At 45.9% G+C, this 24,242-nt stretch carries 24 protein-coding genes; 3 read left to right on the top strand and 21 right to left on the bottom strand.

Annotated features, from left to right (window positions below; all coding sequences use genetic code 11):
- Positions 1-49: 49 nt before the first annotated feature.
- The gene (gene hflX / locus QNJ26_04105) at positions 50-1,705 is read left to right on the top strand and encodes a GTPase HflX (GenBank protein ID MDJ0984705.1); all 1,656 of its coding nucleotides are present in this window, start codon (positions 50-52) and stop codon (positions 1,703-1,705) included.
- On the top strand, positions 1,695-2,477 hold the full coding sequence (locus QNJ26_04110; GenBank protein MDJ0984706.1) for an inositol monophosphatase family protein: 783 nt from the start codon (positions 1,695-1,697) through the stop codon (positions 2,475-2,477). Before hflX ends, QNJ26_04110 begins: the two co-directional genes overlap by 11 nt.
- A gap of 449 nt (positions 2,478-2,926) precedes the next feature.
- Here QNJ26_04110 and dnaA read toward each other — a convergent pair whose 3' ends face one another.
- A complete protein-coding gene (gene dnaA / locus QNJ26_04115; GenBank protein ID MDJ0984707.1) occupies positions 2,927-4,270 on the bottom strand; it encodes a chromosomal replication initiator protein DnaA in 1,344 nt (447 codons plus the stop codon).
- A 535-nt stretch (positions 4,271-4,805) separates the two neighbouring features.
- Between dnaA and uvrA the strand changes: the two genes are divergently transcribed.
- The gene (gene uvrA, locus QNJ26_04120) at positions 4,806-7,616 is read left to right on the top strand and encodes an excinuclease ABC subunit UvrA (GenBank protein MDJ0984708.1); all 2,811 of its coding nucleotides are present in this window, start codon (positions 4,806-4,808) and stop codon (positions 7,614-7,616) included.
- Positions 7,617-7,618: 2 nt separating this feature from the next.
- Here the strand turns inward: uvrA and QNJ26_04125 are convergent, their stop codons facing one another.
- The 20 genes from QNJ26_04125 to bamA form a co-directional block, all read right to left on the bottom strand.
- Positions 7,619-8,479, bottom strand: coding sequence for an HDOD domain-containing protein (locus tag QNJ26_04125; GenBank protein MDJ0984709.1), 861 nt, complete (start codon positions 8,477-8,479; stop codon positions 7,619-7,621).
- 235 nt (positions 8,480-8,714) lie between these two features.
- Positions 8,715-9,002 (bottom strand): ATP synthase F0 subunit C, encoded by a 288-nt coding sequence (gene atpE, locus QNJ26_04130; GenBank protein ID MDJ0984710.1) that lies wholly within the window; start codon positions 9,000-9,002, stop codon positions 8,715-8,717.
- A gap of 68 nt (positions 9,003-9,070) precedes the next feature.
- Entirely contained in the window at positions 9,071-9,760 is a 690-nt protein-coding gene (gene atpB, locus QNJ26_04135) for a F0F1 ATP synthase subunit A (protein MDJ0984711.1), read from the bottom strand.
- A gap of 2 nt (positions 9,761-9,762) precedes the next feature.
- Positions 9,763-10,149, bottom strand: coding sequence for an ATP synthase subunit I (locus QNJ26_04140; protein ID MDJ0984712.1), 387 nt, complete (start codon positions 10,147-10,149; stop codon positions 9,763-9,765).
- Positions 10,150-10,181: 32 nt separating this feature from the next.
- Positions 10,182-10,400, bottom strand: a complete 219-nt coding sequence (locus QNJ26_04145; GenBank protein ID MDJ0984713.1) for an AtpZ/AtpI family protein — start codon at positions 10,398-10,400, stop codon at positions 10,182-10,184.
- 231 nt (positions 10,401-10,631) lie between these two features.
- A complete protein-coding gene (locus QNJ26_04150) occupies positions 10,632-11,438 on the bottom strand; it encodes a dihydroorotate dehydrogenase electron transfer subunit (GenBank protein MDJ0984714.1) in 807 nt (268 codons plus the stop codon).
- A 111-nt stretch (positions 11,439-11,549) separates the two neighbouring features.
- Positions 11,550-12,368 (bottom strand): peptidoglycan editing factor PgeF, encoded by an 819-nt coding sequence (gene pgeF, locus QNJ26_04155; GenBank protein MDJ0984715.1) that lies wholly within the window; start codon positions 12,366-12,368, stop codon positions 11,550-11,552.
- Positions 12,369-12,622: 254 nt separating this feature from the next.
- Positions 12,623-13,108 (bottom strand): D-glycero-beta-D-manno-heptose 1-phosphate adenylyltransferase, encoded by a 486-nt coding sequence (gene rfaE2 / locus QNJ26_04160; GenBank protein MDJ0984716.1) that lies wholly within the window; start codon positions 13,106-13,108, stop codon positions 12,623-12,625.
- 98 nt (positions 13,109-13,206) lie between these two features.
- A complete protein-coding gene (locus QNJ26_04165) occupies positions 13,207-14,064 on the bottom strand; it encodes a ComF family protein (protein MDJ0984717.1) in 858 nt (285 codons plus the stop codon).
- Between the two features lie 34 nt (positions 14,065-14,098).
- Positions 14,099-14,851, bottom strand: a complete 753-nt coding sequence (gene rlmB, locus QNJ26_04170; GenBank protein MDJ0984718.1) for a 23S rRNA (guanosine(2251)-2'-O)-methyltransferase RlmB — start codon at positions 14,849-14,851, stop codon at positions 14,099-14,101.
- A 106-nt stretch (positions 14,852-14,957) separates the two neighbouring features.
- Positions 14,958-15,530, bottom strand: coding sequence for a guanylate kinase (gene gmk, locus QNJ26_04175; GenBank protein MDJ0984719.1), 573 nt, complete (start codon positions 15,528-15,530; stop codon positions 14,958-14,960).
- 149 nt (positions 15,531-15,679) lie between these two features.
- The gene (locus tag QNJ26_04180; GenBank protein MDJ0984720.1) at positions 15,680-15,934 is read right to left on the bottom strand and encodes a DUF370 domain-containing protein; all 255 of its coding nucleotides are present in this window, start codon (positions 15,932-15,934) and stop codon (positions 15,680-15,682) included.
- 149 nt (positions 15,935-16,083) lie between these two features.
- On the bottom strand, positions 16,084-16,965 hold the full coding sequence (locus tag QNJ26_04185; GenBank protein ID MDJ0984721.1) for a YicC/YloC family endoribonuclease: 882 nt from the start codon (positions 16,963-16,965) through the stop codon (positions 16,084-16,086).
- A 136-nt stretch (positions 16,966-17,101) separates the two neighbouring features.
- A complete protein-coding gene (locus QNJ26_04190) occupies positions 17,102-17,632 on the bottom strand; it encodes a DUF4416 family protein (protein ID MDJ0984722.1) in 531 nt (176 codons plus the stop codon).
- 166 nt (positions 17,633-17,798) lie between these two features.
- A complete protein-coding gene (locus QNJ26_04195) occupies positions 17,799-17,975 on the bottom strand; it encodes a Trm112 family protein (GenBank protein MDJ0984723.1) in 177 nt (58 codons plus the stop codon).
- 12 nt (positions 17,976-17,987) lie between these two features.
- On the bottom strand, positions 17,988-19,064 hold the full coding sequence (gene lptG / locus QNJ26_04200) for an LPS export ABC transporter permease LptG (GenBank protein MDJ0984724.1): 1,077 nt from the start codon (positions 19,062-19,064) through the stop codon (positions 17,988-17,990).
- 27 nt (positions 19,065-19,091) lie between these two features.
- A complete protein-coding gene (lptF, locus tag QNJ26_04205) occupies positions 19,092-20,264 on the bottom strand; it encodes an LPS export ABC transporter permease LptF (GenBank protein MDJ0984725.1) in 1,173 nt (390 codons plus the stop codon).
- Between the two features lie 129 nt (positions 20,265-20,393).
- The gene (gene fabZ, locus QNJ26_04210; protein ID MDJ0984726.1) at positions 20,394-20,831 is read right to left on the bottom strand and encodes a 3-hydroxyacyl-ACP dehydratase FabZ; all 438 of its coding nucleotides are present in this window, start codon (positions 20,829-20,831) and stop codon (positions 20,394-20,396) included.
- Positions 20,832-20,904: 73 nt separating this feature from the next.
- On the bottom strand, positions 20,905-21,432 hold the full coding sequence (locus tag QNJ26_04215) for an OmpH family outer membrane protein (GenBank protein ID MDJ0984727.1): 528 nt from the start codon (positions 21,430-21,432) through the stop codon (positions 20,905-20,907).
- 59 nt (positions 21,433-21,491) lie between these two features.
- Positions 21,492-24,185, bottom strand: coding sequence for an outer membrane protein assembly factor BamA (gene bamA / locus QNJ26_04220; protein ID MDJ0984728.1), 2,694 nt, complete (start codon positions 24,183-24,185; stop codon positions 21,492-21,494).
- Positions 24,186-24,242: the final 57 nt, after the last annotated feature.

The raw sequence follows: 24,242 nt of genomic DNA on the forward strand, positions 1-24,242 counted from the left end.
GACTTGCAACAGATATTGAATTGACATATTATCTGACCTGGATGTTGTCATGAAAAGACTTTATGGAAATACCGTCGGTCTTAAAGCCAACCAGATTCGGCGACTTGAAAACCTTTACCGCCGCCGCATTCAGCCCCAGTTTTTAATCAGTGCGGAGCTGGCGCGCGACCTGAAGCTGTTGTCCGACGAAATTCGGCGACAGATCGGCTTGCTGATCAATCGTCAGGGCAAGGTGGTTTATGTTATTGTCGGCGACCACAAAAAGATCGTTATTCCTGCTATCAGTGAGTACCGAGCGGCACCCGGCCGCTTGAACGGGCTGCGATGTATTCACACCCATTTGACCAATGAACCGTTGACCGATGACGATCTGACCGACCTGGCTTTGCTAAGGCTTGATATGATGGCAACTGTCGCCGATGGCACAACTGAATCTCGCCCTCATATCCATATCGCTCACATTCTTCCCAAAAACGCGAACAATCATCCCTACCGCATCCTAGATCCGCTAACACCTTCGCAACTTGATATCAACTGTCTGGAAATGATCCAGGCCCTGGAGGCTGAGCTGGCGCGGTTGAGTAAGGGCTACAGCCCGGATTCTGGTAAAGAGAGAGCATTGCTCGCAAGCGTGTCCTCAACATCAAAACGCAAAGCGCTCGAATCGCTTACCGAATTGAAGGCTTTGGCAGAATCCAGCCAAATTGAGATTGTTGACTCTCTGGTTCAACAGCGCAAATCCAAAAATAAACAGCGGTTAATCGGACCGGGAAAATTGCAGGAACTTGCGATTCTGGCATTGCAGGCGGCGGCAACTGTCATCATTTTTGATCAGGAATTGAGCCCATCGCAGATTCGTATCATAACCGATCAGATCGATCTGAAAGTCATCGACCGGACGCAATTGATTTTAGATATATTTGCCCAGCGCGCCAAAACACGAGAAGGCAAATTGCAGGTTGAACTGGCACAATTGAAATATTTGCTGCCGCGCTTGATCCTCAAAAATACAGCCATGTCGCGTCTCACAGGTGGCATCGGTGGACGTGGACCCGGTGAAACAAAACTGGAGATAAATCGAAGACGCGCACGAGACCGAATTGCACGTCTCGAACAAGAACTGTTGGCAGTGCGCAAACATCGCAAGCAACAAAGGGCGCAACGCCAGAAAAAAGGGCTGCCGATTATTTCCATCATCGGTTATACCAATGCGGGCAAATCCACATTGCTCAACACCCTAACCCGCAGTAATGTCCAGGCGGAAAGCCGACTTTTCGCTACCCTGGACCCATCTAGCCGACGGCTAAAATTTCCCAAAGACAGCGAGGTCATTATCACTGATACAGTCGGTTTTATTAAGGACTTGCCGGAAGACCTGTTGGTCGCTTTTCGCGCCACGCTTGAAGAGCTGGAAAGCGCTGACCTCCTGTTGCATGTTATCGATATCAGCAACCATCAATATGAGTCCCAGATTGATTCGGTCGAACGCATTCTCGCCGATCTTAAACTGCAGCATATCCGAACCATTCGGGTGCTCAATAAAATGGACCGCGTCAATCCCAACAACATTCAACATCTGGCGCGAAAACTTGACGGAATGGCCATTTGCGCTAAACAAAAATCGACACTATTGCCGCTCATTGATCGAATGGAGGCGATCTTGTTTGAAAAGCCAATCTTAAAGGCAGACGCTTATGGATCTTGAACATGCAAAAAGAGTGGGTATTCAGGCGGCTTATAGCGGTGCAAAGGCACTGAGAGATCGTTTTGGTCATATATCGCAGATTGGTCAAAAAGGCGCCTTTGATCTTGTGACGGAAGCGGACACCGCTTCTGAAAAAATCATCATACAAACGATACGCAATGCGTTCCCAGACCATGCCATTCTGGCGGAAGAAAGCGGTGTTAATCATGGAAATTCTGAATTTCTATGGTTTATCGATCCCCTTGATGGCACAACCAATTACGCCCACCAGTTGCCGATTTTCTCCATCGCCATTGCATTGGCCATACGGGATCAGATGATGCTGGGATTGGTGCTCAATCCAATGGATGGCGAACTTTTCGCTGCCGTTAGCGGGAAAGGCGCTACGCTTAACAACACGCCCATCCGTGTATCGGAAACGACTTCTGTTCACGAGAGCTTGCTGGTAACCGGTTTCCCTTATGATTTCAGCGAAATCATTGAGCCGGTAATGAAACGATTCAGTGTTTGTCAGGATTCATCACAGGGCGTGCGCCGGCTGGGTTCGGCTGCCCTTGATATTTGCTATGTGGCCTGTGGTCGCTTCGATGCATTCTGGGAGCAGAACCTTAAACCCTGGGATAAAGCGGCAGCGGCAGTAATCGCCACAGAGGCTGGCGCGGTGATTACCGATTTTGCAAACCGACCTTTCGCCATAGATCAAAAAGAAATCCTGGTCAGCAACGGCGCCATCCACCAGGAAATGCTCTCCCTGCTTGAGCTATCAGACTAGCGCGTTCCCTTTAGTTTCATTTGTTTCACCTTAACCGGTCATATCAATTCCTGATAGGCGATATGAATTTTATGTCGCCGATGGCCAAATATTTGGGATAAATCTCACGCTATGGCTTAACTTAAAGGCCAAACTGCCTATCATCCCAAATATCCGGCCATATCATCTCTTCTATTAGCCCATCAACATATCGCCTATCAGAAAAAAATATGCCCGGTTCGCGTTGAAACGCTTCTACCTATTGAATGACTGTTGACTATGAGCAATGAAGTACGCCGAGAACTGATCGGTTGAAACAATATTTTAAATCCCATCGTAAAAGTGTGGATAAGGGTTCATGGCAAGGCGCGGATCGGCGAAAAAGCGGAGCATACACGATAGTATGTGAGCATTTTGAGGTGATCTGCAACGCCGCCATGGGCGCTTAGACGCGCTTTTACGATGGGATTTTAGAATTTGCCCGATTCAAGTTTCTGATTAAAGAATTCAACCTGCTTCTGAATCGCACTGTTTTCTTTTAATCCCCGTTCAATCGAATGAATGGAATGGAGGGCGGTGGCATGGTAGCGATTAAAGGCCTTGCCAATACTTTGCAGAGGGGCATCCGTATAGCGACGCGATAGATATATGGCCATTTGTCTGGGCCTGACAAGATGTTGCTTGCGCGAGCGCGAAACCATATCTTTAAGGCTGCAGTTATAATATTTGCATACCATCTTTTTGATCGCTTCAATGGTGATCTTTTTGCGTTGACGGACCATGTTTTTGACGACGCTTTCTGACAGGTTCAAATCAATCGGAGCGCCGAGTAAGGATGATTTGGCAGCGACACCATTTAAACCACTTTCAAGTTGCCGGATGTCCTCTGTCAGTTCGCCGGCCAGATATTCGATAATGTTGTCGGGTACCTGATAGCCATTGCTCAGCGCTTTTTTTCTTAAAATCCGGACCCGTGTCCTGAAATTAGGCGATTCGATTCTGGATATCAAGCTGCAGGACAGCCGCGATCTCAGTTTATCATTTAATTTGGGAATATCGCCGGGCAAATAACAACTGGAGAAAATAATTCGTTTGCCGGCTTCAAACAGCGAATCCAATGTCAATGCCAGCTCCAGTTGCGTCCTTTGCTTGCCACTCAGGTAATGGATATCTTCCAACAGCAGAACATCACAGTTATTTCTATATTTTCCTTTAAATTTATTGATGGAATCTTGGCGAAATGCCTGTACCATTTCATTGCTGAAATCCTCGGCCGTTATATAGTAGACGCGCTCGTCGGGATATTCGGACAGGACATGATGGCCAATTGCCTGGGAAAGATGACTTTTTCCCATGCCGGTATTGGAAAGCAGCAATAGCGCATTTTGCTGATATTCTCTACGTGAAGCCAGCGACAAAGAGGCTGAATAAGCAAAATCATTGTTGGCGCCCACAACAAATTCATCAAATGTGAATTCCCGGCGCAAAAAACGACCGCTGTGAGGTCGAATAGAGGCGTTTGGAAGCGATAATTGGGGATTCAAAGATTTTTTATTTCTGGAATCCTTGTATTTTTTTACACCGACTTTAAAGGATAGCTGGCACACATTTCCGGTTACTTTTTTCAATTCGGAAACGAGCAGTTTGCCATAAAGATCGTTGACCCGCTTTTTAAAAAAGAAATTTGGACACGCCACGGTCCAGTTATTGGAATCGTTTTTTAACAATTCCAGCGGCTCGATCCACATTTGAAAACTGTGTTTCGGTATCCGATCTTTGATAACGGATTTAACTTTTATCCAGACGGCTTCCATCGGCTTTTAGATAACCCTGTTTAACACAAAATGAGCAATGAAGCTATTTTAGAAAGAATTTTAATGAAATAGGTGTCGAAGCTAAACGGTTCGGAAGGTTTGATTTTGATTTTTTTACAATCAAAAAACAGGAGCATATTTATGGCATGAGATAGATTCAGTCAACTCTGATAAAAGCTGTTTTAGAGCGCATCATGAGGCGGTTTTGAACAATTTATATCTATTTGTTATCATTTGACTAAATAGTTAACAAGCGTCAAGTATCGTTAAACACGACCTTTGTAAATGAAGGGTATTTTTAAGTATTTTAAGTATATCCATATTCTGCACAAAGTTATGAACAAAAAATTTTTCTTTGAAAAACATCTATTTTCTTCTATTATCTTTGATTTTTGAAAAAAATATTTTTCCTTTTTTAAAAATATTCTTGAACGATGGAATACCAGGGCTTTACCTCCTTTCCAGAAATATGTTTGAATTTTTTTTTTATGCCAGCTAAACTCAAAACAATAAATTCACCAGAAAATTGACCATTATGGCAAATAAAATAATCATCCGGGGCGCCCGGCAGCACAATTTAAAAAATGTCGATGTTGATCTGCCGCGCGAAAAACTGGTGGTGATCACCGGTCTTTCCGGCTCGGGCAAATCGACACTGGCATTCGACACCCTGTATGCCGAGGGCCAGCGCCGCTATGTTGAATCGCTGTCCACCTATGCTCGGCAGTTTTTGGAGCGCATGGAAAAGCCCGATGCCGAATTGATTGAGGGCCTTTCGCCGGCGATCGCCATCGAGCAAAAAACGGCCGGGCACAACCCGCGTTCAACGGTTGGTACGGTTACTGAAATCTATGATTATCTGCGACTGCTGTATGCACGTGTCGGCACCCCGCATTGTTATCAATGCGATCAGGAAATTAGATCTCAAACGCTGGATCAGATTGTAGACCATGTCATGTCATTGGGCGCCGATACCCGAATCATCGTTTTAGCCCCTCTGGTAACAGATCAGAAAGGAGCGCATGAAGGCCTATTAAAAGGACTCAAAAAGGACGGTTTTGCCCGAATCCGCGTAGATGGTGAGATGTTTGATATTGAAGATGTCAGCCGACTGGATAAAAACAAAAAGCATTCGGTGGATGTCGTCGTCGATCGGCTCGTTATCAATAGTAAGATTAAAAACCGTTTGGCGGATTCACTGGAATTGGCCATGGCGCAATCCAATGGTCAGGTGAGTGTTGACACGCAAGCGCATGGCACCATCCTTTTTAATGAAAAGGCGGCCTGCAACCGATGCAAGATCAGCTATCCGGAATTTACCCCTGCCAGTTTCTCATTTAACTCGCCCCAGGGCGCCTGCTCCGATTGCGACGGGCTGGGCGCAATGACGGCATTTGATTCGGCCCTTATCATTCCCAATCCTGAACTGACACTGCGCGAAGGCGCCATTGCCCCGTGGGCCAATCGAAATAGTGTCCATTTCACAGAGTTTCTGGACGCCCTTACCCGGCAATATGGCACCGATATTTACACCGCATACAAGGACTTGCCGGAAGAATTCAAACAGGTGTTGTTATACGGTTCTGGCGATACGCCGATAACCTTTTATTTTGAAAATGATCATCGCCGCATCAGCTATCAAAAACCCTTTGAAGGCATCATACCGAATCTGCAGCGCCGCTACCACGAAACCGGCTCAAGTTGGTCAAGAGAAGAAATAGGGCGCTACATGAATTTTCAACCCTGTCGGCAATGCAACGGTGAGAAGTTAAATCGCGCTAGTCGATCCGTCAAAGTGGGGGGGCTGACCATTTCGCAGTTAACCGCCTTGTCAATCGCCAAGCTACGTTCCTTTTTTCTGGATTTGAGGCTTGACGGCAAAAAAGAGATCATTGCCCGGCGCATCCTCAAAGAGATCGTCGAAAGGCTGGGGTTCCTGGATAATGTCGGACTTTCCTACCTAACGCTGGACCGTTCAGCCCAATCGCTTTCAGGCGGTGAAAGTCAGCGGATTCGTCTGGCCACGCAGATCGGGTCCAAATTAACCGGTGTACTGTATGTGTTGGATGAGCCCAGCATCGGACTGCACAGGCGCGATAACAAGCGCTTATTGGATACCCTCATACAGATGCGTGATCTCGGAAATACGGTACTGGTAGTTGAACATGATGAGGAAACCATCCGGGCAGCCGACTATGTCGTCGATATCGGACCGGGGGCCGGCATAAATGGCGGTCGTATTATCTTTGCCGGACCGCCATCAGAATTGTTTAACCATCCAACCTCACTGACGGGCCTATATCTTTCGGGTCGTAAACAGATTGAGGTGCCTGCCGCCCGGCGGCACATTGGGGACAGCCATTTAATCTTAAAGGGGGCTTCAGCTAACAACTTAAAGACGATTGATGTTACATTCCCACTGGGCTGTTTTATCTGTGTAACGGGCGTATCTGGTTCAGGCAAGTCCACCCTCGTTCTTGAAACGCTTTATCGAGCGCTGATGCAAAAGTTGTATCATGCTCGAGTGCCGGCCGGCACCTACCAGCAAATCGATGGGGTAGAAAACATCGATCGCGTCATCCACATCGATCAAAGTCCGATCGGCCGAACCCCCCGTTCAAATCCGGGCACCTATACGGGCGCTTTTACCCATATCCGCGAACTTTTTGCGCGCACGCCCGAAGCCCGGATGCGGGGTTACAAACCCGGTCGCTTTAGCTTCAATGTTAAAGGCGGTCGCTGTGAAGCGTGCCAGGGAGATGGTATCATTAAAATCGAAATGCATTTTCTGCCCGATGTTTATGTCACCTGTGATGTCTGTCAGGGCCGACGCTACAACCGGGAAACCCTTGAAGCCCGCTATAAGGGTAAAACCATTGCCGAAATTCTAAACATGACCGTCAACCAGGCGCTCTCTTTTTTTGGGCGGATCACTAAAATTCAGACGATCATGCAAACCTTAGTGGACGTCGGCTTGGGCTACATCGAGATTGGTCAACCGGCAACCACGCTATCTGGCGGTGAGGCACAACGTGTAAAACTATCAAAAGAACTCAGTAAACGCGCTACCGGAAAAAGCGTATACATCCTGGATGAACCTACGACCGGATTGCATGCCGATGACATTCAAAAGCTGCTGCGGGTCCTTAATATGCTGGTTGAGCAGGGCAATACCGTTCTGGTGATCGAACATAACATGGATATTATTAAAACCGCAGATTACATTGTAGATTTGGGCCCGGAAGGTGGAGATCAGGGCGGATACATAGTGGGGTGCGGAACACCTGAGGCGGTAGCTGAAATGAAAAACTCCTACACCGGCCAATATTTAAAAGCAATTCTGTAAATCTAGATATCGGCTTCCAGAAAAAATGAATAGGCCGCTTCGATTTCATCGGTCAATCCTGTATACCAGTCACCGACATCTTCCATCATATCCATCATAAATTTGATCACATCAGGATGCATGGTTGAAAGGTCCAATCGCAGCTCCGGATCCAGATCATAGGCATTAACGATGAAATTGGCCAGATAAATATTTTGGACAAAATTGGCACTTTTGCTTTCGGGTTTAAAATCATGATGCCATCGAATGGCTTCAATCAGGTCCGCGGGCAGTTGCCATTTAGTCACCAGATGAGCACCGATGACGGCATGATCGATCGGCAACTTTTTCTTCTCGGCTTGGTAAAAAGTCAAATGTTCGTTTTGCAGGGTTGACCATACGTTTTCAAACAGTTTCGGAAAATATTGCGCCAAGATGACTTTACCGACATCATGCAGCAAACCGCCGACAAAACAATTGTCCGGTGATTCTTTTTTGGATAGCTGCGCAATGTTCATACTGGTGACCGCCACCGCCAGGGAATGCTTCCAAAACTGGGAGATATCAAAATCCATTAATTTGACGCGTTTGGGAAAAGAATTAATCACCGATATTGAGACGATGGCATTGCGCACCGCGTTATAACCCAACAAGACGACGGCATTGCGCAGGTCGCTGATTTTGCTTTTAAATCCATAAAAAGCGGAATTGACCAGTTTTAAAATCTTCAGCGTGATGGCCTGATCTTTTTCGATGGTGTCACAGACGGTTTTAATCGAGGTATCCGGGTCCCGTAAGTATTTATTGAGCTCAAATACAATCGTGGGTAAGGTTGGAATTTCTCTGATACGGTCAATTTTAGTTAAAATTTGCTGTTCATTCATTAAATCTCTCCTGTAGTCGGTGTCGCTGCGATGTCGATCTGAGTTCGGTATATAATAATTGTAACATAATTGAAAGCATGAGATGAATTTTACAAGCAATTCAGGTGCCTTAAATGATTCCATAGCCCGAATTTGCAGCGTTTGCGGCGGCCATCGCAAATAAATAAAAAAAACGGGGCGCAACCGAAAATCCGGTTCGCCCCGTTTGGGGGTAAAAAATGGAAAAAGGAATCGACTAGCCGCCTTGCGCAAACAATGCGGCAATCGATGCTGCCTGCGGATGGGCAAAGATCAGGATCAATGCAACAACCAGTGCGTAAATACACAACGATTCGATCAGCGCCAAGCCGATAATCATGGTAACGGTTACCTTACCCGAGGACTCTGGATTACGCGCGATACCTTCAACTGCAGACCGCAGACCGATACCCTGGGCAATACCACAGCCAAATGCCGCGATGGCGATTCCAAATCCAGCTGCTGTAACGCAGGCAATAAAAAACTCTAATGCTTTAGCTTCCATACGATCGTCTACCTCCTTTTCTGAATATATTGTTGGGCTTCTTCTGTTATCCCATTAACAGCAAATTTTTAGTGGGCGTGTTCCATGGCTCCCGAAAAATAAATAATGGACAGCAGCAGGAATACGAAAGCCTGTAGCAATGCCACGAAAATGCCCAGCGCCATGATCGGCAAGGGCGCAAAAAATGCACCGGCCAACAAAAATAAAATGCCCAGCACCAGTTCATGGCCGGTGATGTTGCCAAAAAGACGAATCGACAATGACAGAATCCGTGCAAAATGGCCAATGAGTTCAATGATGAATATTAACGGTGCCAGCCACCAGACTGGCCCCAAGAAATGTTTGATATACTTGGCGCCATGAAATTTGATGCCGATCACATGTGTAAAAACAACCACTGTCAGCGCACATGACAATGTGGTGTTAATGCTTGCGGTTGGCGGATAAAAGCCGGGAATTAGACCCAATAAATTGCAGGTGGCAATGTAGAGAAATACTGTGGCGATAAGCGGAAAAAACGGACGCCCTTCTTCGCCGGTAATTTCGACCATAAACTCTTCTATTCCCGAAATAAGGATCTCAAACACATTTTGCGCTCCGGACGGAATCATGTCTATTTTACGTACCGCCAAGAAGGCTAAGACAATCAGTATGATCATCACAAACCAGGAGTAAATCACCCAGGGATAAGCATGGGCAAAATGCCCAAATCCGATCAACTCAAAAAATTTAACAATCAACAAATAGGGATGTTCCATCCTTAGACAGCCTCCTTAAATAGAAGTTTCTTAACTTCACATATGGTTGCTAGAATAATACTGAAAACGACAATCGAAAGACCGATAACCAACCCAACAGGATGTACAATGTGGCCGGCAATCAACAGGAAGATGATAAAACCGCTGACCATGAATCGGAGATAGTATTTGGCCAGTACGACGTTATGAGAGGCGAGGTGGGGTGGTGTCAGCGCTTTTCTTAGTGTTTTGGCCAACAAATGGAAATTGATGGTGACCAGCAGGCCGCCAAAAAGAATACCAAAGGCAACGCCCCGTGAAAACATCGCGAAGCCGGCAATGCTGGCTACCGCGAACAATATCCAATTGGCTCGGGTGACAAAATGAATGATGCGTTGCTGAATATCCAAAATGGTTTTCCTGTTATGTTGTCGACGGCCGATTAGAATTTTCTTGATTTGCGAATAACAATCGCAATATTGCGAAAGCCTGCGATGATCCCAAGGACCAAAAAAATGAGGGTACACCACGGCGCAGTTTCAAATCGGCGATCCAGATAAATCCCCACAGCTAGACCGATAAAAATGGCAAGGGCAACTGAAAATCCCAGACTGCTGTAATACGACAGCTCCCTTAGCATCCGTTTTGTTTCTTTTTTCATGGAAATCAAGCAGCTTCCATCCGGGCAGGAAGGTTGCCGCCAAACACATATGAAGATTGAGCAACTAACATAGGATCACGCCCAAGTCAACGTTAATTTTGCTCTAATTTATTATAAAATATGGATGAAATGGTAGAAACCGCTTACCGCATTATCACCACAAAAGACCACATATGGCTACCCCTCTTATCCACTGTTGGGCCGCAGATGGGTTTTCTGCCGGGCCCCAATTTAAATGTTGAGATCACGGGTATCGAAAACGGGACCATCTTTACAGGCGTGCAAAAATCGATCGGGGCTCCTTCGGCTATGCACGGCACATCCCAAACATGCCCCCATGCCACAAGCCATCATGGTTTCAATCGAAACCTGGCAGTCAATGTGGTGTCTTTTTGCAATTCCAGCAACACAGGCCAGCATCTCCATAGGGCCGCAGGCAAAGATCATATCCGCAGGATTTTTCGCTACTGCCGCATCCAGCGGGTCTGTGACCAGACAATGATCGCCGGAGCTTCCGTCATCGGTGGTCACATGGACCGGCAAACCGATGGCCGAAAATTCCGACAGACATAAGACATCTGCTTTGCTTCGACCGCCGATATAAACCTCGACTGATGCTGGTTTGGTCTTTGATTTGCTCAGTGTTTGGGCCAAAAATACCATCGGGGCCACACCGATACCCCCAGCCACAATTTTGGCACTTGCCATCTGCGCCGGAATTTCAAATCCTTTACCCAAAGGCCCGGTAAGGCTTAACAGATCCCCGGGCTGCTGCAGCGAAAGCGCCTGAGTGCCTTTTCCGACCACCTTATAGAGCAGTTCCAGCGCTTCAACCAAACCTTTATTTTTGATGAGTTGATGAATCGAAAACGGACGCGGCAAAAGCGGGTCATTCTGCTCTCCAGTGCGAACCATGACAAATTGACCGGGAACCGCATCAGCATAATTTCGCTGGCAGCTTAAACGGATTCGATGAATCCCATTGCCCAGAGCAACGTTGGACTGCACCTCAACGGTTTGATATCTCATCAAGATCATATTGAAACTCTTTCAAATAAAATTTTGGTTGTCACCCAACAGGTATTAATCCCAACTCCTCTCAAGCGACCCCTTTGATTTGAGCTTTCGAAGTCAGGCAGATGATAGGGTCTACGGCATCCGTTTGGACGCGTTGTGTCCATTGCCAGAAGATGACGGTTGCAAACCGATAACCGAAGCAAATCGCCCCGTCTGCCCTTCTGCACGGTAGGAGAAAAAAAGGGCTGTGTTGCACCGTGTACAGATGTTGCTGATTTCAATGTTTTCCAGCGAAATTCCCGCATCAGCCAATTGATCGCGACTGATAGCCCAGAAATCAAAATGATTATTGGCCCGTTTGTATGACCACAACATCTTCGGAATCTCCTTGCGATAATGAACAAATTCAGCGCAACAGGGGCCCAATGAGGGCCCGATTCCGGCAAAAAGATGCCTCGGATCGCTATGAAAGGTTTCTTGCATTGCCGCCACCGTTTGTCCGGCAATATTGCGAATACTTCCGCGCCAGCCCGAATGGATGTTGGCCACGACCTTTCGGGTCGCATCATACAATAAAATGGATTGGCAATCTGCCAGCTGAACCATCAAAAATTTTCCGGTGGTCGCGGTCACCAAAGCGTCACCGGTTCCCAAAAGACCATCACCGGCAGCGCATCCATCAGATTGATCCGGATCCAAAATGAGCACTTGATCGCTGTGGACCTGCTCTGCGGTGATTAGAACATTGCCGCCGATTGCGCGTGCGATGGCCTGGCGGTTATGCTTTATATGCGTATCTGCATCCCCCAGTCCGGCACTGACATTTAAACTATCAAAAGGGGCGGGACTGCATCCAAAATGGCGCGTGAAGACGCCATGCCGGAGATCAGAAAATTGCGCCAGGTTTTCAAATTGGTAAAATGATGCCCCATTGTTATGATTTAAAATCACAAATCCGTCTCCATTTTCAATCAGCAACCAGCTCACAGAATTGTGCCGTTCACGTTATCGGAGTTGAACCGCAAATGGTTTAACAACTGTGGCACAATGGGCACTTGAAAATCCCTGCCGTTTTTTCACCCTTGATAGCGGGCACCAGGGATTCCTATTTACGGCAGGCCGGAAATCAGGCTTTGCCGTCTGCGGGCCAGCAGTTCAGCATAAAGGGTGTCGCTGTGGGGCCCATTAAAAAAATCGATTGGCGGTTAACAAAAACGGTTAACGATTTTCTCAATAATGGTGCTGGTTGACACATCCTTAACCAACGGCACCCGCACCACACGGCCGCCTCTGGCTTTGACAATATCGGCACCGATGATCTCATCTGCGTCCCAGTCCGCACCTTTGACGAGTATATTCGGCTGAAGCAGTTGAATTAAGCTAAGTGGATCGGGATCGTCAAAATAAGTGATATAATTTACAACTGTCAGGCTAGCCAGGATTTCCGCTCTATGTTCCTGTGCAATGATTGGCCGTTGATGCCCTTTAATTGATTTGACGGATCGATCTGAATTTAGCCCCACCACAAGCAGGTCGCCCGCGTTGCGCGCAGCGGTCAGATAGCGGACATGACCGACATGCAAAATATCAAAACACCCGTTGGTAAAAACCACCTTTTTGCCGGTTTTTTGGAAACCTTCCAGTATGTCGGCCAACGGCCCAGCTTCCATTATTTTTGATTGGCTGCCCATCACGGGTCTGAAGTCCTTTTTTAGCTATTTTTCTGTCAAACAAACAATGGCATGCCAAATATTCATAACGCCCAATTGATATTAAATCAATTGGGAATCTAAACGGCGCGCGCCAGTGTTAGGACATCGACGTTTTCAGCACCTGATTGCAACAGCAAACGGGCGCATTCATTGACGGTGGCTCCGGTGGTATAAACATCATCGACCAACAATACTGTCTTGCCTGCTATGATCTCTGACCGCTGCACACTAAAGGCGCCCTCGATGTTTTCCTTACGCTCAGAGCGGCCGAGTCCGGTTTGGGGTACAGTTTTCTTATTTCTCAGCAACACATCCGTTCGCAGGCGTTTGCACAAATCGGCCGATATTTTTACGGTTGACATCTTTTGCCATTGATCGAGCATCAAATGCGCTTGATTGAAGCCGCGGCGCCGGAATTTTTGGTGATGCAGGGGTACCGGCAAAATGAGATCGATGGATTCAGGGTGCCAATACCGCAAAAAAGTGTACAGCAACAAAGCGCCAAAAGGCCCTGCCAGCTGTGTCTTGCCGGTATATTTGAATCGCTGAATCATCACCATCGATTGCGCGTCATAGGCGATGGCCGCCCGCGCCATCCGAAATTTATGAGGCTGCATCATACAGTCGCTGCAAAAGGCGTTGTCGGCTTGCGGCTGATTGAACATCATCCCACAATGCTTGCAAAAAGGTTCGGAAATGGCCGCTACTGCATTCAGGCAGCTCTGGCAACAGAGTGCCGTCAGCCATCGCTGCGCATAGAACAGCACATCCCGCTGTTGGGAAATTGCGGACTCGCTTACGGGATCAGTCGCCGCGGATTGGAAAAGGTGGCCGCACATTAGACATTTTGGCGGAAAGATCGCATCCAGGAAAATATTCTTTATGGATGTCAACCAATGCGGTGCTGCCGTTTTAGCGCTAGAATTTTGTTGCACGCTCGCAAGTTCTCCTGCACGGTTTGGCCAACCATTATGAATGTTGATCAACCCAGCGCTGTCGGTAAGATTCATACATGGCGATGGCCCCGGCCACCGAAGCATTCAACGAACCGATAGTTGTGCGCTGGGGAATGGAAATCAGAAAGTCGCATTTCTTTCTCACCAAAGATCTCAAGCCTCTTTCCTCACCACCGATCACAAGTCCGAGCGCCCCTGTCATTGGAGCGCTAAAGAGCGATTGCGTGGCGCTTGGGTCCAGTCCCACAATCCACACATCGCGTTCTTTGAGGGATTCTATACAACGCACCACATTATTCACCTGAGCCACCTGCATGTGCTCCAGGGCGCCACTGGAAATTTTGCATACCGCTGGTGATGGATACGCAGAGCGATCCTTCGGAATAATAACGCCATCAACACCGACACAAAGCGCTGTTCGAATAATAGCGCCCAAATTATGCGGGTCTAAAATATGGTCCAACAATAGCAAAAATGGTGGATGCCCGGTTGATATAGCAGATTTAAGGATTTCAGCGACCTCGACCAGCGGATACGGTTTTACGCTGGCCGCAACGCCCTGATGAGAGGCATTTCCAGCTAAGGTTTGCAGTTTGGGCAGGCTGAGCTTTTTTATGGGGAGTTTTTTGCGTTCGGCCAACAACCGAACATGTTCAATGCGCTTATTCGCGGTTTTCTCGGCAATAAAAATTTCGTGAAAAGTGCGGCGGCCCGCTTTCAATGCCTCACAAACCGGATGGAAACCATAAAGAATTTCTTCCTTCACATCAGCAACTGTCCTTTGAGCACGTAATAATCCTCAGCGTTAAGAAGAATCAGGCCTGTATCCCGGCGCCTTGTCATCGGGTTACCTGAAGAAAAATGAGGTGGCCCTAAACCGGCTTACGATAGATTTCTATGACGGATATCAAATCTTCAAGGGCCACTGAAAGCTGTTCATTTACGATGACATGGTGGTACATGTCTTGCTGGGCCATTTCGTTTTCAGCCTGCCCCATGCGGACTGCAATCGTTTCCACACTGTCGGTTCCCCTCTTTTCTAAACGCTGCCGCAGCACCTCCAACGATGGCGGCCGGATAAAAATGGCGACACATTGGCTGTAACGTTCAAGCAGCTGGCGGGTTCCCTGCACATCCAGATCTAGCAGAATATCTTTTCCAGCACGCAGGCCTTCATCGATAAAATCTGCCGAAGTCCCATAATAATTGTCGTAAACCAAAGCCCATTCAGCCCAGCGACCCGTATCGATGCGATGTTTGAATTCTTCCCGATCGATGAAATGATAGTCAATACCTTCTTGTTCACTCTTACGGGGATGCCGCGATGTATACGACACCGAATAACGCATATCTGGGAATTGTTTGTGCACCTGCCGACAAAGAGTTGTCTTACCGGTACCGGATGGCGCTGAAATGATAAACAGATGCGGCGATGGTGAAGGCATATAAGCGGATATCCCCCGACTTTAAATGGTGTGTATCGGTATTAAGACGCGCTGTTCAAGGATTTTATGTTGAGTGACCCCAAAACAGCTATTGTTGGCACACGCGGGTCTGGCTATCTGCCCTGTTTTTTGTGAATGGTTGCCAAGCGTCACACAAGCTCTTTGAGCGTCGCGTAGCGTTGAGATACGGTTTCTGCTTGAATTGCTGACAGAACAACATGATTGCTGTCCATAACAATTATGGAACGCGTTCTGCGACCATGCGTGGCGTCAATCAGACGCTTTTCTTCTTTGGCCTCATCTTTGAGGCGTTTCATGGGGGCGGAATTGGGCGATACGATCGCAACGACGCGATCTGCGACCACCGAACTGCCAAACCCAATGTTTAATAACGTCTGGTCCATGTTACCTCCAGGTTTAATCCAGCCGATCAAGAAAAATCAAGAGCGGTCTTCACATTTTCTGAAGCGCTGACGCGCTGATAAAACGAAAAAAATAAAACAATCTATCGCGCAGGTTTAATTTGAGGCTATTGGCTTACCATTGCCCGAAGTTATTCTATGTTCTGTATTTGCTCTCTGATTTTTTCAAGCTCCGATTTAACATCAATAATTAAATGGGAGATGGCGGCATTGCCGATCTTGGAACCCATGGTATTAAACTCTCGATTAAGCTCCTGCAGCAAAAAATTTAATTTCCGACCCGCAGGCTCCTGGGCCTGCAGAATTTGATCGAATTGGCTCATGTGACTGGCTGCTCGGGTCAGTTCTTCGGAAATATCGCTTCGATCGGCTAAAATGGCAGCTTCCTGAGCAATCCGTGCTGGATCGAGTTCAACAATGTCTTGCGTTAAAGCCGAAATTCGCTCTTTGAGTCTTTGCTGATACTGCCCAAAAAGATTTTCAGAGCCTTTCTTGATGCGCTTTAGACAATCATTGATAAAAATAAGTCGTTGTTTAAGATCGGCTTCAATAAAATCACCTTCTTTGCACCGCATGGCCTCAAGATCATCAAGCGCCGGGACAATGCACGCTTTGACCACTGGCCAAATTATTTCGTCGTCTTGCAGTTTTTCAACCGGCTTAATGATACCGCCCGCATTGAGCAATGTGTCCAATGTTATATCATTTTTTAACTCAAATTTACTTTTTAATTCCTCAAAAATGGCCATTAAAGCATCGGCTCTGGCGTCATCAATTTCAAGGGCAGTGGCTTCCGTTGTGTGATCCTCGATATGTAGCCGCATCTCAAGTCTCCCGCGGGCGATGCGGGCGGTAATCAGATCTTTAATTTTATCCTCCAGCAATTGGTAAGGTGGCGGAACCCTTAGAAAGATATCGAGGTGCCGGCTGTTGTAAGATCGGATTTCAACCGTTGCTGATAAATCGTCATTTGTCTTTTCAACTGTGGCAAAAGCGGTCATACTTTTAATCATAATGATTGCCTATCTCCGTTGCTTTTAAAAACGGGTTGTCGGCTGTTTTACTAAAACTGCAAACTTTGTCAAGGCAACCAACCGGGATGCACGTGAAACCGATAGAAGTTATGCAACCGATTGAAATTGCAAAATTTCAGACATTGGCGCGTCGATCCCATAAATACTTGTTGCGAACCTTTTCAAGAAAATTGAGCATGTTGCTTGCGACATAATCCGGATAGGTCCATGGCAGCCGCTGAAAGCGACCCTTTTGAAAGATAAGGGTTAAATCTGCATAAACACCGTCACCAATGTATATGCGATGACTAAAATTCTTGCCGGATGCCAATACAAGTCTTTCGGACAGCATATAACCCGGATCAATATTAACACGACGTTGCCCGTCATGTGAATAGGCTAGCTCAATTTGGTGGGTCGCTATTTTTATGCTGACCAGGTCCTGCTGTTGAATCAGTGACGCAAATGAATATACCCGTCTGTGTAAAGGAGATCCCATTTCAGACTCGTAGTATCGGGTACAATTGAACGACATCCAGGGACTGACCAAATCGATTTGACCAAATTGAGATTTGAATTCCGGTATCAGCTTTTCACTAACTTTAAGTTCGCCCGTAAAAATTCCGATGATCAATTTTGCCGGCTGGGGCAATTGCAGTACACTCATCTTTTCACAGATATTCGTTATCGGTTATTCGTTATTCGCAACAACTGTATCAATCGGACAAATGGCTCAAATTCGAATAACGAATAACAAATAACAATTAACCGTCGGCATTTGTTTGCACAAATGCCTCAACGGCTTGCACAATTCGTCCAAAACAATACCAGTGTCACTCTCCATCAAGCGGTTTGGCCTCATCAATCAGCATAATCGGAATGTCGTCCTTAATCTCGTAAAGCAGTCTGCAGTGATCACATATCAGTCCATCTTGGTTATCGTTGAGGTGAATGTCGCCCTTGCATTTCGGACAGGCTAATATTTCTAATAATTCTTGGCTAATGGCCATAAAGCGCTCCTCTTATTCAGCATTTAATAGATTCAAAACAGCATAACATGAAAAAATGATATTTGAAATCCAAGCTGCGATGATCGGTGGCAGTAATCCGCCATAACCGAGAGAAAGGCAAAAACTGTGAAGTACCCAATACAGAAATATCATCAGCGCACCATAGGCAATACTCACAGACGGCCCCTCCCGGCCTTTACGTTTAACGGCAATCCCGATGCCAATAATGCACACGATTATCGATAAAATAGGCAGCGCAAAACGAGCATGCAGGTCGACCCTAAACGTTGTGGCATCATATCCTTCAGATTCGACTTCACGAATATAGGAAAATAGCTCGGCAACATTCATCTCTTCGGACTTTGTAAACACACGCTTAAGATCCTCTGGTAGAATTTCGATATCTGCTTCCTGCTCAGGATAAAACTGCACGGCATAAGTCTCGGTTTCTTTATTCAGCGTTTGTACCATAACTTCGGAAAATACCCACGTGTCATTTTTATACACACCGCTGGTAGCATCGATTCTTTTTGAAAGTCTAAATTTGTCATCAAAATAATTCAATGTAACTCCGGAAATTCTATTATGGCGAGGGTTAAAAAATTTAATAAAGTATATGGCCCGGTTTCCTTTAATCCAAATATTTTTTTGGCGCGTTGCCAAAACCGGCTTTTTTTTAACTTCACTCAGCCAAATTCTGTTGGCCTTGCTAATGGTTATCGGCACAACGATTTCGGATAATAAAAAAAGGCCCGTACTGATAAATATGGCGATGACCATAACTGCTCTCAATAAAAAATAGATACTGACACCACCGCTTTTGAGAGCAATGATTTCATTGTGCTTGTTCATCAAGCCAAATGCAACTAAAACCGCCAAAAGAATGCCAATGGGAGTTATTTGAACAATAATCTGGGGTAGCTTTAACTGCAGGTAACGGATTAATCGCGAAATCGATAATCCGGCTTCCATGAAGTTATCGGCCTTGTTGAAAAATTCGACAATGATATACAATCCCAAAACGACAGCCAACACAATGACAAAGCACTTGAGAATCTCTTTTAGTAAATAACGGTCTAATATCGTCATGGGATGAGACATTCCCTTTGGTGAAGACTACGGTTTCCACCTTGATATCAAATTTTGCAGCCAGCGATAGATAATGTCGAGCTTAAGCGAGCGTTCATTTGCTGTTCGAATGAGAAAATACACGCCCAATCCACCGATGATAACATTGGGAAGCCACATGCCGATCTGAGGTGGAAAAGCGCCTGTTTCCCCATAAACTTTGCCCATAGACATCAGCAAGTTATAAACCAAAAAAATGAGAAGGCCCAAAACAAGGCCAAATGACCGTTTGGCCGACCTGGCCTGTACACCCAGTGAAACGGCAATAAGTCCCAGTGCAAAGCAACCGAACGGAAGGGAAAGTCGCCGGTGCAGTTCCAGCAGCAAACTAAAATATCGTTCGTCCTTTCTGTCTGCGTCACGGACAGATCGACGCAATTCACCAAACCCCATTTCCTTTGGCCGTTTTGGTTTTGCCTTTTTTTTGCCCTCGGACCTCTGGGTATCCAGGCTGATTTCATAAGTGTCAAACTGAATGGCATGCGCGGTCTTCTCATTGAGGTTGGTTTGATGAATGGTGCCGTTGAAAAGCCGTAAATGGGCAGAAGCATTATCGGGGTCGTTAAAAATGATGCCTCTGGGGGCAATGACCGTATTGACATTATCAGGTTGACGGTTGTCTTCAATAAAAACGTCAACCAAAGATTTGTTTCTTAGATCGATTTCATTTACGTAAAGGGTAACGCCATTGAAGCTGTCATCAAATGTACGCTCTTTTAGGCCGATATCAACGCTCTCAGAGACCACTTGGACCGTCAACGCTCTGAGCGCAGACCGTCCCCACGCCTGTCCATAAAGCGTCATAAAAAGCGTTAAGACAAATCCAATTAGACAAACCGCGCCCACCGGTACCAACAGGCCATACAGACCGATACCACCGGATTTAATGGCCAAAATTTCATTTTCACTGGATAATTTTAAAAAGGTCAGCAAAACGGTAATCATAATGGACAGGGGAATGACAAAGATAAGAAAATAGGGCGTCTGGTAGAAAATCATTCGCAAAATGGTTGACAAATTAATACCGTAATTGACGATCCAATTGGTAATTTGAATCAGTTCGGCCATCAGGAATATAAATGTAAACAACAGCACATTTACCACAAAAGGTGGAACAAATTCTCTAAATATATATCTGTTTATGAGTGAAAAGGCTTTCATTTCTGCTTTAAAAACCGATGCTAATTGGTGGGAACGCCATACCTGACCATACCACCCATTCGGGTGGTCCGGTCGCAATTAGATACCACATTATAATGGAGACAAATTTGAAATGACCGCTAAGGATATTTACCCGAGTGTGGCCATAATTTCGGCCTCAGCCACTGTTGTGTCATCAACAGTCGCTTTTGCGGATGCCTTCACGATATTTGATCGGGATTTTAATATTTGAATGTTTAATAACAACTGGTCACCGGGTACCACCGGCTTTCTGAATTTAACTTTATCCATTCCCATAAAAAAAACCGGCTGACCTTGTTTTTCGGCAGGCATCGACTCAAGAGCAAGAACCCCTGCAGCCTGTGCCATGGCTTCCACAATCAAGACGCCCGGCATAATTGGATGGGTAGGAAAATGCCCTTGAAAGAAAGGCTCATTAATGGTGACATTTTTCAGAGCAGTAATCCGTTCACCCGGCACGATATCCAAAACCCGGTCAACCAAAATAAACGGATACCGATGGGGTAAAAGTTTCAGTATGGCCTGTATATCATAAGTTTTGTCCATAATATCTCCTAATGGGCTGCGCCAGTCATAAATGCCATAAAAGTGGTTTTAGACTGGCGCGCGAAGAGTCATCTTATTTTTTGTAATTAGCATTCAGCTGTTTAATTACTTGATCGGTAATATCAATTGAACCCGGCGAATACATAACGTCAAAATTATTGATAATCAGTAGATATCCCTCTTTTTTGCCGATTTCTGTGACCAGCTCAAATACCGCCTTACGCATTTCACCCGCCAGTTTTTTTTCGATGGCCTGCAATTGCCCGCGGTAGCGCTTCTCGAGAGTTTTGAGATCATTGAGTTTGATTCGGAATTCTCTTTCTTTTTCCTCACGTTTCTCTTTGCTCATCACCATCGATTCACGTTCAAGCTGTTTTTTAAGCTCTTCAATCTCAGCGCCTTTTTCTTTCAAGGCCGTCGTCATTTTATCACTTTGCTCTTTTATCTGCGCCTTGGCAGCTTTCCCTTGCTCAGATGTGCTCATAATTCGCTGGATATCAATGACGCCAATTTTGGCCACATCTGCTGCCATCGCCGGCCCGAGCCACATAAGACAAATAAAGCCAATGGATATCGCTTTTGATTTATAAGATCTTAACATTCTTTTCCCCCTGATGGTTATCGAAGTAATTTATGTTTTTGCTTTAAACATTTGCAGTTTTAAAAAGCCGATGCCATGGAAAATTCCCAGTTACCTGGGCCGTCATCTGTTTCTTTTTGATCAAGAATAAACCCATATTCCAGGCGCACGGGCCCCATGGGCGACATCCAGCGGATACCCAACCCCGCGCTTTGGCGCAAATCACCCGGATCGAGTTCGATGCTTTCATTATCCCCATAGACTCTACCGGTGTCAAAAAACAGTCCGCCAAATACGCCCTGATCCTTTAACAACGGAAACGTCAGATCCAAATTAAACTGCACGTATTTGTCACCCCCAATGGAATTGTTATCGTTGTCGCGTGGGGCCAAATCGTCACGCTTAAATCCCCTTAACGAACCAATGCCGCCTAAATAAAACTTCTCATAGTCGGGCAGTTTCTTTGTCCGGGTTTTATTAACATAGCCGGCTTCAGCATGAGGTGCAAGCACTAATCCCCAAAACAAAGGCAAGTAATAAGTGGTTTCGCCGATGTATTTCATAAACCCAATATCGCCACCCAGGCCGGCAAATTCAAATGAGAATCCATGATTGGATCCTTCCGAGGGCACAAAGGTACTGTCGCGAGAATCATAGCGCAGCGATGACTTGATACTGCTTTTTGTATTTTTGCCATTGAGCTCTTTGATGGAACCGGGCGCATCGCTGCTGATATTGCTGATGTCCGCTATATCATAGACATAGCCCAAACGCGCTCGGGTATAATTAAAAATAGGATAGCTAAAGGAAAGTCCAAAACCAAAACTGTCCTTATCATATTCTTCAAAGTCGTATTTCCAGTTGTAAAACGTAAGGGTTCCGCTTAAGGGAATATCCCAGACATAGGGCTCGGTGAAAGTGAGATCAATATCTTGGGTTTTACTGCCCATAGTGCCTTTGAGTTCCAGCTTTTGGCCCCTGCCAAAAAGGTTGCGCTCGGAAATGGAAATGGTTCCATATAACTTATCGGCATTTCCGTAGCCAGCCCCAAAACTGAAAGCGCCGGTTGATTTTTCGACAACATCAATTTTAAGAACCATCTTATCATCGGCACTTCCTTTGCTGGTATCCACATTGACTTGTTCGAAATAATCGAGGCGATAGAGGTTGCGAATACTGCGTTTAAGCCGCGTCGAGCTAAACTGCTCCTGCTCGTAAACACGCAGTTGCCGGCGGATGACCTTATCCCGCGTTTTGGTGTTACCGGAAATAATAATTTTCTCAAAGTAAACTTGCTGGCCTTTTTTGATATCAAAGACGATATCAACCACCCGTTTTTCAGAATCCTGCTTAACCTGCGGCGCGACATCGGCATAGGCAAAACCCTGGTTGGAATATAAGTCTGTAAGGTTTAAGACGTCGCCGCGCAGTATCTCCCGATTGTAGAACTCCTCTTGCCTGATTTTTAAGCTTTCGATCAATTCTGCTTGTTCTAAAATCAAATCCCCAGTCAAGCTGACTTCACCCACCCTAAAACGCGGCCCTTCATTAATTTCTATTGTGATCTCGATCTCTTGACCAACAAAATTGACTTCTGGCTCACCTACCCGCGCCTGCATATATCCGTTATTTTTATAAAAAGAAGTAAGCCTGGCGACGTCCTGTTCCAGCTTATTTTCATCTAGGTCACCGGCGGAGGTAAACCATGAAAGGATGTTTTCTTCCGCAGTGGCCATCTGGCGTTTAAGCTCTTTATCTGAAAAGGCCTCATTGCCCTCAAACATAATTCTTTCAATTTGAAACTTCTCCCCCTCTTCAATAATATACTCGATATCAGCTTGATTGTCTTTGCGCTCATAAATTTTGTAGTCAACATTTACGTTGTGGTAATTTTCTTCTTTATACAGCTCTGTAATGCGATCAATATCGTTTTGGATAACATTGATGTTTAAAATAGAGCCCCTTTTGGCGGTAATGACCTCTGCGACCTCTTCCTCTTCAAAAGCCCAGCGTATGCCGCTGAAACGCACAGCGCGCAGGGTCGGTTTTTCCTTGATCTTAAAGGTGACCATCACTCCATCCGGCCGTGGTTCAGAAAGAATTTGGATATCATCAAAATATCCCATGGCAAAAATTGCCTTCAGATCATCGGACAGGTTTTTAGGGTTATATATGTCGCCGGGTTGTGTCTTAACCACCCTTTTGATGGCTTCAGCCTCAATCCGCAGATTGCCATCTATACTTATTTCCAGAATTCTTTGGCGCTTAAATATCCTCAATACCAGTTCCTGAGCAAGCTTGTCGACTGAAGTTGGTAAGTTTTCGATCCCTTTGCCCTCAACTGTATACAGCTGCGGTCTTGCGGCAGACGCTTCAAATAATTTTAAGTCCAAACTGAACTGCTGCCCGAGCCAGGTTAGGCTGCCCCAGATTATAAAGTCGCCTCCGGTCTGAACACTCAGCCCCTTTATTTCTTCAATACTGCTCACCCGCTTTTTCCAATTCGGTTCTGAAACCGGATCAAGCAACAAGACTCTTGCGCCGGCCTGCTCTAAAGATTTCATTAAGGCCGAGGGAATTTCAGTTTGCAAATAGGTCAGATCTTGTTCGGCAAATATATCAAACGGCAATATGACAGCACTCGGTGCTTGCTGTGCGATGGCTGTTTGCTGGCAGATACCCATTACGACCATAATGATCAAACATAACTTATTGATCACCTGCGTCTTAAAAGAGCGCCGTACCTTTAAAAAGGTTGAATCGTGTTTGATCATCTATTGATATCTGCAAAGAAGGCAATTTGTTTTGAACTGATTTCGGCTATTTTAAAG

The sequence above is a fragment of the Desulfobacterales bacterium genome (assembly GCA_030066985.1).
Lineage (GTDB): Bacteria > Desulfobacterota > Desulfobacteria > Desulfobacterales > JAHEIW01 > JAHEIW01.

What these genes read in the sequence shown, in the direction of transcription:
- hflX (MDJ0984705.1), top strand. Translation starts at nt 50, where the DNA reads ATGAAAAGACTTTATGGAAATACCGTCGGTCTTAAAGCCAACCAGATT.
- QNJ26_04110 (MDJ0984706.1), top strand. Translation starts at nt 1,695, where the DNA reads ATGGATCTTGAACATGCAAAAAGAGTGGGTATTCAGGCGGCTTATAGC.
- dnaA (MDJ0984707.1), bottom strand. Translation starts at nt 4,270, where the DNA reads ATGGAAGCCGTCTGGATAAAAGTTAAATCCGTTATCAAAGATCGGATA.
- uvrA (MDJ0984708.1), top strand. Translation starts at nt 4,806, where the DNA reads ATGGCAAATAAAATAATCATCCGGGGCGCCCGGCAGCACAATTTAAAA.
- QNJ26_04125 (MDJ0984709.1), bottom strand. Translation starts at nt 8,479, where the DNA reads ATGAATGAACAGCAAATTTTAACTAAAATTGACCGTATCAGAGAAATT.
- atpE (MDJ0984710.1), bottom strand. Translation starts at nt 9,002, where the DNA reads ATGGAAGCTAAAGCATTAGAGTTTTTTATTGCCTGCGTTACAGCAGCT.
- atpB (MDJ0984711.1), bottom strand. Translation starts at nt 9,760, where the DNA reads ATGGAACATCCCTATTTGTTGATTGTTAAATTTTTTGAGTTGATCGGA.
- QNJ26_04145 (MDJ0984713.1), bottom strand. Translation starts at nt 10,400, where the DNA reads ATGAAAAAAGAAACAAAACGGATGCTAAGGGAGCTGTCGTATTACAGC.
- QNJ26_04150 (MDJ0984714.1), bottom strand. Translation starts at nt 11,438, where the DNA reads ATGATCTTGATGAGATATCAAACCGTTGAGGTGCAGTCCAACGTTGCT.
- rfaE2 (MDJ0984716.1), bottom strand. Translation starts at nt 13,108, where the DNA reads ATGGGCAGCCAATCAAAAATAATGGAAGCTGGGCCGTTGGCCGACATA.
- gmk (MDJ0984719.1), bottom strand. Translation starts at nt 15,530, where the DNA reads ATGCCTTCACCATCGCCGCATCTGTTTATCATTTCAGCGCCATCCGGT.
- QNJ26_04180 (MDJ0984720.1), bottom strand. Translation starts at nt 15,934, where the DNA reads ATGGACCAGACGTTATTAAACATTGGGTTTGGCAGTTCGGTGGTCGCA.
- QNJ26_04185 (MDJ0984721.1), bottom strand. Translation starts at nt 16,965, where the DNA reads ATGATTAAAAGTATGACCGCTTTTGCCACAGTTGAAAAGACAAATGAC.
- QNJ26_04190 (MDJ0984722.1), bottom strand. Translation starts at nt 17,632, where the DNA reads ATGAGTGTACTGCAATTGCCCCAGCCGGCAAAATTGATCATCGGAATT.
- QNJ26_04195 (MDJ0984723.1), bottom strand. Translation starts at nt 17,975, where the DNA reads ATGGCCATTAGCCAAGAATTATTAGAAATATTAGCCTGTCCGAAATGC.
- lptG (MDJ0984724.1), bottom strand. Translation starts at nt 19,064, where the DNA reads ATGACGATATTAGACCGTTATTTACTAAAAGAGATTCTCAAGTGCTTT.
- lptF (MDJ0984725.1), bottom strand. Translation starts at nt 20,264, where the DNA reads ATGAAAGCCTTTTCACTCATAAACAGATATATATTTAGAGAATTTGTT.
- fabZ (MDJ0984726.1), bottom strand. Translation starts at nt 20,831, where the DNA reads ATGGACAAAACTTATGATATACAGGCCATACTGAAACTTTTACCCCAT.
- QNJ26_04215 (MDJ0984727.1), bottom strand. Translation starts at nt 21,432, where the DNA reads ATGTTAAGATCTTATAAATCAAAAGCGATATCCATTGGCTTTATTTGT.
- bamA (MDJ0984728.1), bottom strand. Translation starts at nt 24,185, where the DNA reads ATGATCAAACACGATTCAACCTTTTTAAAGGTACGGCGCTCTTTTAAG.